A 13,392-nucleotide genomic window follows, 5' to 3' on the forward strand; every position below is an offset into this window, starting at 1 on the left:
CTTCTTAACCGCCGTCGTTCTCAAACGACATCGACCGCACGGTGCTGTAGGAGCCGTCAGCGTTCTTGACGATCGGGCGCGCGTTCAGATCGATGTTGCCCTGCTCCAGCATGCCGGGGAAAGGGCCAATCGGGCTGGCAGGCGGCAGACTAGTAGCCGGAGCGTCGGGGAAAGCGGCCCACGGGTCGTCTGCGGGTACGCCGGGGAATCGCGGCTTGTTTTGCGCTGGCTGCGACACGACACGGAAGCCCGGCGGCACGGCTGGCGTTTGATATTTTTCCCAAGGTCCGGACACTAGAACACCTCGTCAATTCGAACCATCGGCGCATGCGAGTGGTGCTCTGCGAATTGCGCGATCTCGATGTGTTCGGTTGAACTTACGGGCGAGCCCGTGGCGGTGCGGCTGCCCCAGATCCGCGTGTGTTCCGGCGATGAAAATATACACGGGTGCTGCGTCAAAGACCAGCATCATGCTGCGATCTTCTCGGCGCCCAAATCGTTGGCGGCTGCTGAAATCAACCCGCGAACAACCTCTTGCTGGCGCTGCGCCTTGCGCTGCTGAAGCCAGGCATAGTCTGCGATGTTGCGAAGATCGCGTTCGAACATCCTAACGTGCAGCCGGGCGTCTTCGATCCAGTGCTGGTGGCGGGCCGCTCGCTGTTGATCGTCTTCAGCCCAATGCTGGACGATCGCCGCTGCGGCGCTCATGCACACGATGACGTTGCCAGGATGACAAGCCGGCAATCGCTGAGCGGCCGCAACCGCAGCCCGTGCGATGCCCGTGGTGAGCTTGTCGCGCCGCTCGTCGTCAAGCTGGAACAGCGGCCGGAACTTGCGGAGCGAGCCCAAGACCCACGCCAGTTCGAACGCGATATCGACGTGTGGCAGCGTCACTTTCCAGAAACCGAATATGAACCGGTCGATCTCGTCGTCGAACGCGATCGTCTCACGGCTCGGCGGGTCTGCCTCATAGTGCTCATCGGCGAAGGGGATGATGAATTCGGTCGGCATCGGCTCGCATCCGGTTGTCCGATGTTGAAGGTAAGGCGGCCTGCGGCGCGGAAAAATCAGTTATTTGCGGGCACTTTCGGCGGGCTTTTGCGGTTTGAAGTTTGGTTCGGCCGCAAATTCCTACGACGGTCCGCCGGGGTTCCGGCCGCGCGGTTCGGACTATGCCGAGGGGTGGGTACCCGGGCGGCCACATGTCGGCCAGGGCTCGGCTCGCCGCGCCGGCGGATTCAGCGCAGCGCCCTTTCCTCTGCATGTGTGCCTTGCGCTGCAACCCAGGCGCAGCTTTCCTACGCCGCCAGAGGGGACGAAAAGGCACCAACTGCAATATTGATACTGTTAGGGCGCCAATGATGTCAGGGGCTTAGCTGGTCCGCATGGTAGCGGCTTGCAAGCAGAGCCTTATTTTGAGCAAAAAAAGCCCACTTAGCGCCCATCTAGATACCGATCGACCGCCGCTTCAACCTCGCCGGAACCGACCTTCGGCTCGAGAGGCGCCAGCGCCTCCGCCAGGCGGCCGCGCTCGTGATCCCGCTGCGCATCCATCCGGGCATAGCGCGCGAGCTCACGGTTCATGAAGAACGACGGGGCGAAGAATCGCCAACCCAAATAAGCTACGCAAAGGCCTATTGGCACGTAGAAAGTTGGTTCTGTGAAGGCCAAGGCAACCCCCGATCAACATCTGCAATCAACGACCTATCATCAAGATCAACTTTTTGCCACTCCCATTACCAAACAAAGCAATCCTACCAATACTTTGTGCGAGTTGAGTGTGAAGGTCGCTACGATCAATAACTGTCAACAAAATCAACGAAAAATAGCTGTTGACGGACGTCTGCCAACGGCTCGTTACTATCCTCACCTAAACAGAAAACGGAGAAAAACGATGCCAACGAATACATGCCAGAACGAAGCGATTTTGTTCTTTCAGATTGCGTCAGAGTTGCGCCGTGCGGAAAGGGAGTGTGCCGATCCGGCGGCAATGGCGGAGCTAATCGACGAGGTCGACGCGATGCGGCAGCATTCGTCGAGTGCACTCATCAGGGGGCGCTGTTCCGATCTGCTTCGCCAGCACGAAAATTTGAAGGCCGGGCCCGCCAGTTAGGCGCGCCCCACGCCAAACTTGCCGAGTTCCTACGGCCCGCTGCTCCCCGCAGCGGGCCTCAATGTCGTTTTCGTAACGCGTAAAGGAGTACCGAAATGCCTGAGTTGTCACGTCTCACAATGCACAAGCCTGGAACTGCGCAATGGGACTTGCTTCGCCCTACCCAAGTCCCCGAAGCTACCGTTCAGATGATGCTCGTGCAGCTGGTGTTCTCTGCTGATCAACTTCACCGCTGTCGCGGCCTGGCAAGAGATTTCAGAACCCGATTTGCAGAGACGCCGGGTATGGACCTGGCGCGCATGTGGGATGCTCGGATTGATCATCGCTTGAACCAGCCCGGTCCGACCGCACTTCACATTTTTTCGATGATCCTGCCCGCATCGCTGATGGTGACGTCAATCCAGGCCTACCGGGCAGAGTGGAGCGCGCCTGTCGAGTAGTGACTAATCGAAGGCGCCGCCGGCTGGCTTAACTGCCGCTGGGCGGCGCTGTCTGCGCATGAGGTCCTGGGTGGCTTTCTCCAATTCGGTGCCATCCATCTCTGCCGGATCTTTCACGACGCCCGCGTTGCGGTCCGCTCGGTCGAGCATACCCCCAATTTGAAGGAGAGTCCGTTGCGACGACGCCCTTGCAACGGCCGTCTGTGTTTTGTCGCGGCAAATCTCCAGCGCGCTCTCGTATGCGACCTTGACGCCCTCCACCCGAGCGCGTCGGATTATCTCGGCGCGCACAGCCTCATCATCGTCAAATTCATCCTCGACTTCATTCATGCAAATGCCCCTATCGGCTTTGGACAATCATTTTCTGGCTGAATAGGTTACGGGTTGTGACGAGAAGTGTCGTAGAATCAATGGGTTGCCAAGGTTGGGGTCGAGCGTTCGAATCGCTTCACCCGCTCCAATTTCCTTCAGGGGGAATCAAGCGATGAAGAGGCGCCTTTCGGGGCGCCTTTTGCTTTTTCCAGACCGGCGATGTAAGCGCGTTGCGGGACACTTGTTCTCCCTCAGAACCAGGCGCAGGTAAGACGGCGTGGCGCACAATTCCTCGGGTTCAATTTCGGCGAAAGGCGGCACCGCATCCGAAGCGCTTGCTTGGCTGGCGTTGCGGAACGCCGCGTCCGAATGCGGCTCAGGCTCGCGCTTGATCGACCCGCAGCCCCTGCGCGCACTCCCGGCGGGACGCAAGTGGGCGCGTGAGATCGCCAAGGTGATCTTCGATGGCCTTGTGGCAGGAAGCCTTTCGGTGCCGGGGCAACTGGCTGCCCGGTGGGACAGCTTCGGCGGTGCCATCACAGCGTTGATCATCGAACTCAGCAAGATCTGGGACAATCCCGCAGCGGCTCGCCGCGTCCAGTACCAGCTTGAGCAAATGCTTCTCGAACCCGACGATCTTGCCACGCCGCGCAGGCTGGCGCGAACGCTCGGAGTTCGCGTCGACGCTCGCAACCCGACCGCGACCGAACTGCCGGAAGGCATCGATCAGATCTATGCCCATCTGATGCTGGATGGCCGGATCGAGGCTGTAGTGCAGTTCGGTGCACTCGGGACGGTGACAAGCGATCATTGGATTGAATTGATCCTGGATGTAGTGCCTGCTGAGCGGCTTGCGGGAGGATCGCCTGCACCGCAAAAGGGCGCCGGCGCGACCACGTCAAACACGCCTGCAGCCGAGGCATCGTTTGCCATGGCGGGAAGCGAGCCCGATCAGGACAGCCACTTCGGCAAACTCGCGCAATTGGCCGCACAGGCGCATGACCTGGTTCGGTCGAGCGCTGAACCGTCAGAGCCTGTTGCGCCGCGCCGCGCACGGGTCGCGGACAAGCACGACAAGGATCGCACGGCGTTCTGGAACAGCTATTTCGCGACCGAGGATCCGTGGAACTACGGTTCGTCCTATGAGCAGGAAAAATACGAGCGCCAGCTCGAAATTCTGCCTCCCGGTCCCATCGGGCGGGCGCTTGAATTGGCCTGCGCGGAGGGCCACTTCACGCGGCAGCTGGCGCCTCGCGTCGGCCATTTGACCGCAACCGACATTTCCGCCATAGCCGTCGGGCGAGCCCGCGCCCGATGCAACGATCAGCCGAATGTCGAGTTCGGCGTACTCGATTTCGCTGCCGACACGCTGCCGGGTGAGATGGATCTGATCGTCTGTTCGGAAGTGCTCTACTACCTCGATGATCTCGCCGAGCTACGGCGCATCGCCAGGAAATTCGCCGAGGCGTTGGCGCCTGGCGGCAGCTTCATCAGCGCACACGCATTCGTGTTGCGTGACAATGTCGAAAAGACCGGCTTCGACTGGAACACATTCGGTGCCCAGGCGATCTCCGAGACGCTGGCGGCGACCGAAGGTCTCGTCCTCGAGCAATCGATCCAGACTGAGCTCTACCGCATAGACCGCTTCCGCCGCCTGTCGCCGGACGAGGTGGCGACGGACCCGGTGATCGATCATGTGCCGATCCGCGCGCCCATCGAAATCGGCGTCGCGCGAAATATCGTCTGGGGTGGCGCGCGAGCCTTGCGCCGCGACGTCGCACGTAACGAGCAGCGCCGGCATATCCCTGTCCTCATGTATCACGGCGTTGCCGATGAAGGTCCGGCCGCGCTCGCTCGCTTTCGGCTCACGCCCGCCGCATTCGCCAGCCAGATGGCATGGCTGCGCGCCAATGGCTTTCACGCCATTGGCTCCGAGCAGCTGGAAGCATCCATCGCCAACCGTCAGCCTTTCGTCGGCCGCCCGGTGCTCATCACCTTCGATGACGGCTTCCAGAACTTCGCCGACCATGCCTGGCCGATCTTGCGCGCCAACGACCTGACCGCGGAAGTGTTCCTGGTGACGGACCTGGTGGGCGAAAGTGCAAAGTGGGACACCGACATCGGTCCGCCGACGCCGCTTATGAGCGCCGGGACGGTGCGACGCGTCGCTGCCGAAGGCGCCTTCTTCGGCAGCCACATGGCGACGCATCGCGCCATAGATGGTCTGTCGAGCGCTGACCTGGCCGCCGAGCTCCTGCGCTCTCGTCTGTTCATCGAACGCTGGACCGGCCGGCCAACCAGGGCGTTCGCGGCCCCCTTCTCCGTCACCGACCGACGGCTTGGCCGGCTGGCCAGGGAGTGCGGCTATCGAGTAGGCTTCGGCCGCAGGCATGGGCCGGCGGACCTCCATAGCGATCTCATCGACCTTCCGCGCATCGAGATTCGCGGCGACCGCTCGCTCGATGACTTTGTCGCCACTGTCGAGGCCGTGCTCGGATAAACGGTGAACTTGTCAGTTCATTATTGGGCGACTTGCGACACGGCTGACATCAGCTCCTTCGGGTTTGGGGCGCCAAACATGTATCGCCCACCCTCCGGGACCTCCGTGAAGCTCCAGCGGACGATCCCCTGCCGGTCCAGCAGGAACTGACCAACCAGTTGTCCGTGTCCCGTGGCCATCATCTGCTCGTCGGCTTCGGTCAGTTCGTAGTGGTCCTTCTTGTCGAGGATTGCGGCGGCTGTCATCGGATCCATGGGACCGGGCAATTCGCCAGGTATGTCGACCCGCATGTCCTGTGCCGCTGCCATCGCGACCTTGTACGGCCAGTTCGTCTCGTTCTCGGTGAATTCGAGATTGGGCAGTCCAAAAGCACGATGTGAAGCGCGTTCCGGGTCCGACGCCGCAAGCAGGTTCGGCATTGGATGGTAGCGGAAATAGAGCCGCGCCCGTTCGATCGGCGTGTTGACCACCGTCAGGCTCTCCACGCCCTTTTCGCGCAGCTCCGGATCGAGACGCGCCTGAGCGGCGATGTGGCGCCGGCAAAACGCACAATGCAGACCTCGAAACAGGCCGACCAGCACCGGTTTTTGCCCGCGAAAGTCGTCAAGCGCAATCTTGCCTTCCTGGGTAATGGCGTCGAGTATCAGGTTCGGCGCCCGGTCGCCCGGTTGAAGCGGTATCAATCCACTAGGCGCGGACATGTCCAACCCCCTATCCCGGCTAGTCGAGAAAAGGCAGCACCACAAGCGCTTCCGGGTCGAGCCCGTGCTGGGCGCATATACCCTGCGCCAGGGAAAAGTAGCGTTCGGCCTCGGCCAGATTGCCGAGGTCGAGATTAAGCGTTGCGAGTCCATCATAGCACGGAAACAGCAGTTGGGGCTCGCCCGTTTCGCGGGCTACCTCCAGTGCTTCGTGGAACAAGCCGATCGCCAGTTCCGGATGGCCGTTGCACTGGTGGATCTGCCCAAGCACGATCAACGGCACTGGCAGGTGCTCGCGCTGGTCGAGCGCCCGGTCAATCTCGATGGCCTTCTCGGCAGCAGGCACGCCCTCCGTTGGACAGCGATCCGTGAAAGTACAACAAGCTACCGCCAGATTGGCGAGGAGGCGCGCCTGGAAACCCAAATCGCCAATACGGCGCGCCACTTCAAGACCGCGCCGACAGACCTCCATCGCCTTCGCCGGATCGATGGTCGTGTAGAGCACCCCGAGATTGGTGTAGCCGCGGCAGGCCGCGCCCAGCAGACCGGCGGCTTCGGCCAATTCAATGCTGCGCTCAACCTCACGCACGGCTTCATGGTTTCGCCCAAGGCGAGCCAGCGCAACAGCCTTGGTATTAAGTGCCTCGGCGGTCACGAGGGTGGCATCATCGGAGACATGTTCCGTTGTCAGAGAGCGTACGCAATCCAGCGCCGCGTCTGCCCATTTTGCCGCGAGAGTGTGATCTCCGCTGCGGAACGCCTGTCGGCCACGTTCTTGCCAGAGATGCGCCTGCTCGATCGGGGCATCCGCTCCATCGAGGAGCGCTGCCGCTTCAGCGTAGCGCGATTCCGCGTCGTCCCGCTTGCCCACGTCCCAAAACAGCCGACCGATCTTGCGCAAAACGCGCGCCGCCGCGACACGATCGGCTGACTCGCGATAGGCCTGCAGCACCGCCTCGTAGTGGCGGTGTGCAATCTCGCGGCGGCCTGCCGGGCCGCTCAAATCGGCAATGCGCTCTGCAATTGCCAGTTTGAGCGGTGTTTGCCCGATCGCGCCCAACGCAGTCAGTGCTCGCTCGTAGAAACGAAGGGCGTCGTCATTGGCGTATATCATGCGAGCGCGATCTCCCGCCGCCTGCAGGTAATGCGCGCCCCTCTCCCGCTCGGCGCTCTGAGCGAAATGATGACCGAGCACGGCCAGATCCTCGAACCGTTCCGGCTTGTCGCCGCACAGTTGCTCCAGGGCGGCACCTACCCGGCGGTGGATGTCGGTCCGGCGTTGCAGGAGCAGATTCTGGTAGATCACGTCCTGCAGCAATGTTTGCGTAAAGCGGTAGCTTTGCGACGAGACCGAGCCTGATCCGGCAACTTCCTCGATGATTTCCGCATCGCAAAGCAGTTCGCAGCCCGCTTCCAGTCGGCCGGGGTCGGCTGCCACGGCTTTCAGAAGCGTGGCATCGAAGCGCGGGCCGATTACCGCGGCTTCCTGGGCCAACCGGCGCACCTCTTGCGGCAGCCGGTCGACGCGAGCAAGCAACATTGCCTGGATCGTGGCGGGGATGCCGGTTGCGACTTCGCCTGCCACGGTCCGCCATTGCTGGCCCTCGCGCACCAATACACCGCGATCGATAAGGCCGCGAACGATCTCCTCCAAGAAAAGCGGGTTGCCGCCCGCGCGCTCGAGGATCTGGTCGAGAAGCCCTCCTGCGGCGTTTACCCAGTTCTCGCCGAAAAGCGCCGCCACCAGGCGGCGTCCGTCATCGCTGTCGAGCGGCGAAAGCCTGAGCGCTGTGTGGCTGACCCGACTTGAGTCGAGTTGGTCGTTGTCCGACGCCGGACGATGCGTGACCAGCAACATCAGCCGCGTGCGTTCCAGTCTGTCCATCACGAAACGCAGTGCCTCGAGTGAGACGGAGTCGGCCCAGTGCAGGTCTTCGACGACAATCAACAGCGGCGACAACGCAAGCCGCCATTCCATGATTATGCGGACCGCGTAGAGAATTTGCCGCCGCAGCTGCTCGGGCTCGACATGCTGCAAGGTGGCATCGGGGTCGCCGAGGCCAAGCACATGGTAGAGCAAAGGCATCAGCCGCTTCGCCTCCTCGCCCTGCAGGCCGAGATCGGCAAGCAAGGCTGCGAGCTTGCCCCGCATTTCGTCCCCATTGTCGTTTTGCATCATCCCGGCAGCGCTGCGCACCACTGCACCCAGGGCGCCAAATGATTGTTCACCCAGCGGTGAGCACGTGGCCTGCCGCACGGCGACGTTGCGAAAACGATCCTCGTCGCCGACGCGGGCGACGAACTCCTTCACCAACCGCGACTTCCCGATACCGGCTTCGCCGACGAGGCGGACAAGCTGGGCCGAGCCGCCGCACGCCAAGTCAAGGCTCGCCAGCATTCTGTTGAGCTCCGCATCACGACCTATTATGGGCGCACTGAGGCCGAGCGCCTCGAGCCCGCGCGCTGCACGCGGCGCCGCAAGCGGTGCATCCAGTCGGTGGACGAGCACACTGCCAGCCTTGCCGCGAAAGACGACATCGCCCAGCGACTCGTACGAGAAGGCATGCCGGGTCAGCCTGTGCGTGAGTTCGCCCACCAGCACCTCACCCGGTGCAGCCAGCGATTGCAGGCGTTGCGCCGTATTCACCGTGTCGCCGGTCACCGAATAGGATTTGGCGGTGCCGATGCCCAATCCGCCAGTAACGACCGGACCCGTGTTTATGCCTATGTGGAGCAGCAGCGGCGAGCCGGAGTGGCGGGTGCTTTCACCGAGCCGCGCCGTCCGGGCGATCATGTCGAGAGCGGCTCGAAGCGCACGTTCCGGATCGTCCTCATGCGCGACCGGCGCACCGAACAAGGCGAGCAGAGCGTCGCCGATGAATTTGTCGACGAAACCACCAAAGCCTTGCACGGCCGCCGTCAATTCCTTGAACAGTTCGTTCTGCAGCGCCTGCATGACCTCGGGGTCGAGCTGCTCGCTGAGTGTCGTGAAGCCGCAGAGATCGGCGAACAGCACCGTTACCGTTCGTCGATCGGCGTCGGAGACGGAATGCGGCCCCTCTTCGCTTTCGATGTTCGGCGACGGAGCTCGAGAGGGCTGCGCAATGGTGCGGCTTGGTGTCGGAGCAGGCCGTTCGGCAGCTTTTGCGGACGCACCGACGCTTGCCCCACATTTAGGACAGAACTCGAAATCAGGTGCGCAGGCGTAGCCGCAACTGGCGCATGGCACGGGCTGGCGGCGGCCACACTTCGGACAGAAGGCGTAACCGCCCTCGATCTCGAAACCGCAGCCCGAGCAGTTCATGGACACCTCACCAGAGCATGATGCCGAAGAGTGTGAAGCGGTTTTCGGACGACATCATGCTCTATCTCTTTGACCTTGGGCCATGACGCGTGATCTCGCCACGCTCGTCACGGCCGGGGTATTCACAAGGATGAACCGATAGTCGTCAACCGGCAAGCGGCAGCGCAAATGGGCATCGGTCTGGGTTCGGCGGTGGAGCACTGCCGATACGGGCGGCCGCGTGGCCGTGATTTGCGAAAATTCCCTCGTCCCGCCGCCTTCCTGCTATGATGGAGACGAGGAGGCGACCCATGAGCGAGAACCGTAAGCTGGCCGCAATCCTGGCTGCAGATGTGGTCGGGTACAGCCGGCTCGCGAGCGCGGACGAAGATCGTACTTTGGCGAGGTTGCGGGCACTGCGCAGCGACCTGATCGATCCGATCATTGCAGTGCACCACGGGCGGGTTATCAAGCGTACCGGAGATGGGGCGCTGGTTGAGTTTCGCAGTGTGGTCGATTCCGTGCGCTGCGCCGTTGAGATTCAAAACGGTATGGTTGAGCGCAATGCCGGCGTACCGCAGGAGCGCCGCATCGAGTTCAGGATCGGCATCCATCTGGGCGACGTGGTCGAAGAGAGCGATGGCGACCTGATGGGTGACGGCGTCAACATCGCCTCGCGTCTGGAGGGCGTTGCGGCGCCCGGCGCCATCTGCCTGTCCGAGGATGCCTATCGCCAGGTCAAGGCCAGGCTTGACCTCTCGGTCAGCGATCTCGGCAGCACACAGCTCAAGAACATCGCCGAGCCGATCCGGGTCTATTCGCTGCAAGTCGGCGCCGGGGCCAAGGCGGCCGCGACCTCGCAAACCGCGACGAGCCCTCCGGCTGCGGCAGCGCCGCCGAAACTGTCGATCGCCGTGCTCCCGTTCGCCAATATGAGCGGTGATGCCGAACAGGACTACTTCGCCGACGGCATCTCCGAAGACATCATCACGGCGCTGTCCAAACTGTCACAGCTCTTCGTCATCGCTCGCAATTCGTCCTTCATCTTCAAGGGCCAGAACGTCCATGTGCAGGATGTCGGCACGAAGCTCGGCGTGCGGTATGTCCTTGAAGGCAGCGTACGCAAGTCGGGGAACAAGGTACGCATCACCGCGCAGCTCATCGATGCAATCTCAGGCGGCCATCTTTGGGCGGAGCGGTTCGATCGCGATCTGACCGACATATTCGCCGTGCAGGATGACGTGACGCAGCACATCGTCGGTGCGCTGGCGCTCAATCTGACCGAGGATGACCGTCTGCGGCTGGCGCCCGAACACCAGCGCAACCCGGAGGCGTATGACTGTTTCCTGCGGGGCCGGGAGCTGTGGCACCGGCTGACGAAGGACACGAACGTCGCGGCCCGCGAGCTCTTGCAGCGGGCCATCGAACTGGACGCGAAATTTGCCTCTGCCCACGCTTTCCTAGCCCTCACGCACGGGCTCGATTACCTCAACAGGTGGGGTGCGTCGGACTCGATGGCGCAAGCGGAAGAGGCAGCAACGCGAGCGGTAACGCTGGATGACAGCGATCCCTGGGCGCACTGGGCACTGGCATCGGCCAAGCTTTACACACGGCGGCACGATGAAGCCATCGGCGAGGTCGAGCGCGCGATAGCCCTCAATCCGAACTTCGCCGAAGCGCACGTCGCCCGCGGCGAGGCGCTGTATTATTCGGGTAGACCCGCGGAGGCGCTAGAGAGTTTCGCCCGGGGAAAGACCTTGAATCCATACTTTCCGGATGTGCTTCTGCACTTCCAGGCTTTGGCATCGTTTCAACTGGGAAGGTACGAAGAGGCCGTCGACCTCTTGCTGCAACGGCTGGCTCGCAACGCTGTCACCGACGTCTCGCGTGCGCTTCTGGCCGCATGCTACGGCCATCTGGGCCGTTTGGAGGGGGCCCATACGGCATGGCAGGACCTGCTTCGCGTTAATCCCGCCTATTCGCTGGAACACCGTCGCAAGGTCTTGCCTTACAAGAACCCTGCCGATTTCGAACTCATGGTCGAGGGGCTCCGCAAGGCCGGCGTGGTGCAATGACGGGCTAAAGCCCGGCCGGATCAGAGGCCTGAGGCCCGGCCGATCTTGCGCCATCGGGCGTTTTCGCGAACCGGTTTCAGGTCATCGGTCGTCTCGGCAAATGTCCGCAACCGGTATTGCCGCAGCAGGTCCGGGAACAGCGCCCCTTCCGGCAGTCCGGCAAGCTGCTCGCGGACCGAGATTTGTTCATCGATGACCCGCATGCCCCAGGCATTTTCCCGAACCTGCAGCTCGGCGGCCAGATCGCGCTCTTCTGGCGCGTTTTCATCAAGCGCAGCCAGCAGGATCGAGTGAAAAAGCGCGACATAGCCAATCTGTCTCAGGCCGCCCACAACCCGCACGCGCGGCAATATGGCAAGGGCAAGGAACATCAGGAACAAGTCCGGCAAAAGCATGCCGTCCAGCAGTGCCTGCTGGAGATGCGGCCGCTCGAACGGGATGGAAAGACCATGCGGCCTGTCAGGCTCGATCAGCCGCCCGTTCTCGAGGACGAGCTTGCGCACGCGCTGCTCGCGGATGCCCCAGAAATAGGCCGTGGCATTGGGCAGGAACCTGCCAAATGGGCCCGATGCGGCTTCTTGCAAGGCATGGTCGAGACGCCGGCGCCTTGCGGGCTCGAGGAGCAGCCTGGAAAGAAGACTGCCTTCATCTTCCAGATGCCGCGCCACGACAGTCGCGGCCAGCCTATCATCGATGAAAACCGGCCGGGCCATGCCGGAACGATCCCAATCGGCGACCAGATGCTCGTTGAGTTCTGTCAGCGCATCGGCGGCTGTTGCAAATACCTTGTCCTGGCTGGCAAGCAGCGTGCCGAGCCAGCTTCTGGCATCCGTCTCATTGCCCACCGTTTCGAGCGCGCGCCCGTTGAGGGCGACGGGACCGGCCGCGCAGGCGCTTTTGCGGCACAGTTTGTGGCGGCCCATGCCAAACAAATTGACCTTGTCGTCGCCGACATCGAGCCATCCCGGCCCCTCCCGGCCGGTTGTCTCCATGGTCATCGTCGTTCCCATGAAGCCGAAAAAAGCCGACAGCCCGTTTTCGACCGCGCCGAGCCAGGCAAGCAGCAGGGCATCGAAGGTGATGCGATCCATCAGAAGCAGGCAGTGCAGGCCGGACTGGATAACCGGTCTGTGGTCGAATTCGTCGAGGGCCTTGCCGATCGCTTCAGGCTGCATGATCGCACCGAGGCGCTGCTGCAGGACGTCGCGCAGGATCGAGCGGGCAGCGATCGACGGGGCCGATCCAGGCCTTGCCACCGGCCGCCACAGATGGCGGGCATAATCGGAAACCGGTGCATTCCAGTTCTGCTCGATGTCACGCACGACCTCCGGGCAGAGCAGCGACAGCACGGCCAAAATGTCCACCGGAGGGGCAAGGGCAGGGACGGTGGTCATCAGAACCGCAGCCGGGCCATGCTCAGGAGGTCGTGGTACTGCCCGTCGGTAAAACCGGCCTTCACATGCCGTCCCTCGACCTCGAAGCCGTGGCTTGTGTAGAGACGGATGGCCGGTTCGTTGTCGGCATAGACGCTCAATTCGACCCGCTTCAGGGCGCGCCAATTGTCGGCCACGTCAAGCAGCGCGCCAAGGATGGCAGAGCCGATGCCTCTGCCGACAAAGCCATCGTCAAGGCCGATATTGATCTCGCCGATATGCGAGCGGCGCGGCGAACCCTGCGCGACCAGGCTGCCATGGCCGACAACCTTGCCGTCCAGCTCCGCAACGATCCAGGTGGTTTCCGGGCCGGACTTGGCGATGCGCCGCTCCACCTGCTCCACCATCTCGAACGGCATCCTGAGCGTGCCCCAGCGGAACCCCGGCATATTGAAGATAGCGCACAGCGCCTCGGCATCGCTTGGCCGGACGGCCCGGAGCTGCGGCTGGATTTTCTCTAGGGGTGGCGTGCTGGTCATGGCTTTTCCGGCTACAGCAATTCCAGGAAAAGTGTGAGCGGTTTTCCGTCCGGAAT

The 13,392-nt window shown here is 62.5% G+C and carries 12 protein-coding genes; 4 read left to right on the plus strand and 8 right to left on the minus strand.

The genetic code is table 11. From position 1 onward, the window contains the following. Positions 1-4 precede the first annotated feature (4 nt). The 3 genes from NKI88_RS12225 to NKI88_RS12235 form a co-directional block, all read right to left on the minus strand. Complete coding sequence (locus tag NKI88_RS12225) at positions 5-295, minus strand: hypothetical protein (RefSeq protein ID WP_352655324.1); 291 nt, start codon at positions 293-295, stop codon at positions 5-7. A 173-nt stretch (positions 296-468) separates the two neighbouring features. Further along, the gene (locus tag NKI88_RS12230; RefSeq protein WP_352655326.1) at positions 469-1,011 is read right to left on the minus strand and encodes a hypothetical protein; all 543 of its coding nucleotides are present in this window, start codon (positions 1,009-1,011) and stop codon (positions 469-471) included. Between the two features lie 423 nt (positions 1,012-1,434). Next, entirely contained in the window at positions 1,435-1,671 is a 237-nt protein-coding gene (locus NKI88_RS12235) for a hypothetical protein (protein ID WP_352655328.1), read from the minus strand. Here NKI88_RS12235 and NKI88_RS12240 point away from each other — a divergent pair. Then, positions 1,661-2,113 (plus strand): hypothetical protein, encoded by a 453-nt coding sequence (locus tag NKI88_RS12240; RefSeq protein WP_352655330.1) that lies wholly within the window; start codon positions 1,661-1,663, stop codon positions 2,111-2,113. The genes NKI88_RS12235 and NKI88_RS12240 overlap by 11 nt on opposite strands. Before the next feature lie 95 nt (positions 2,114-2,208). After that, a complete protein-coding gene (locus NKI88_RS12245; protein WP_352447272.1) occupies positions 2,209-2,553 on the plus strand; it encodes a hypothetical protein in 345 nt (114 codons plus the stop codon). A gap of 3 nt (positions 2,554-2,556) precedes the next feature. Here NKI88_RS12245 and NKI88_RS12250 read toward each other — a convergent pair whose 3' ends face one another. Then, on the minus strand, positions 2,557-2,883 hold the full coding sequence (locus NKI88_RS12250; protein WP_352655332.1) for a hypothetical protein: 327 nt from the start codon (positions 2,881-2,883) through the stop codon (positions 2,557-2,559). A gap of 259 nt (positions 2,884-3,142) precedes the next feature. Here NKI88_RS12250 and NKI88_RS12255 point away from each other — a divergent pair, with 259 nt between their 5' ends. Next, positions 3,143-5,365 carry an SAM-dependent methyltransferase gene (locus NKI88_RS12255; protein WP_352655334.1) on the plus strand — a complete coding sequence of 741 codons (2,223 nt, stop codon included), beginning with the start codon at positions 3,143-3,145 and terminating at the stop codon, positions 5,363-5,365. A 20-nt stretch (positions 5,366-5,385) separates the two neighbouring features. On the opposite strand, the gene NKI88_RS12260 is transcribed toward NKI88_RS12255, so the two are convergent. Both NKI88_RS12260 and NKI88_RS12265 read right to left on the minus strand, forming a co-directional pair. Then, positions 5,386-6,066, minus strand: coding sequence for a redoxin domain-containing protein (locus NKI88_RS12260; protein WP_023672127.1), 681 nt, complete (start codon positions 6,064-6,066; stop codon positions 5,386-5,388). A 19-nt stretch (positions 6,067-6,085) separates the two neighbouring features. Next, positions 6,086-9,370: an adenylate/guanylate cyclase domain-containing protein gene (locus tag NKI88_RS12265; protein WP_352655336.1), complete on the minus strand. Its 3,285-nt coding sequence runs from the start codon at positions 9,368-9,370 to the stop codon at positions 6,086-6,088. Positions 9,371-9,660: 290 nt separating this feature from the next. Here NKI88_RS12265 and NKI88_RS12270 point away from each other — a divergent pair, with 290 nt between their 5' ends. Then, positions 9,661-11,424: an adenylate/guanylate cyclase domain-containing protein gene (locus tag NKI88_RS12270; protein WP_352655338.1), complete on the plus strand. Its 1,764-nt coding sequence runs from the start codon at positions 9,661-9,663 to the stop codon at positions 11,422-11,424. A gap of 20 nt (positions 11,425-11,444) precedes the next feature. On the opposite strand, the gene NKI88_RS12275 is transcribed toward NKI88_RS12270, so the two are convergent. Beyond that, complete coding sequence (locus tag NKI88_RS12275) at positions 11,445-12,818, minus strand: hypothetical protein (protein ID WP_352520732.1); 1,374 nt, start codon at positions 12,816-12,818, stop codon at positions 11,445-11,447. Beyond that, a complete protein-coding gene (locus NKI88_RS12280; RefSeq protein WP_023698122.1) occupies positions 12,818-13,336 on the minus strand; it encodes a GNAT family N-acetyltransferase in 519 nt (172 codons plus the stop codon). The genes NKI88_RS12275 and NKI88_RS12280 overlap by 1 nt, the downstream gene beginning before the upstream one ends. Positions 13,337-13,392 lie beyond the last annotated feature (56 nt).

The organism is Mesorhizobium sp. M0317 (assembly GCF_040321555.1).
GTDB lineage: Bacteria > Pseudomonadota > Alphaproteobacteria > Rhizobiales > Rhizobiaceae > Mesorhizobium.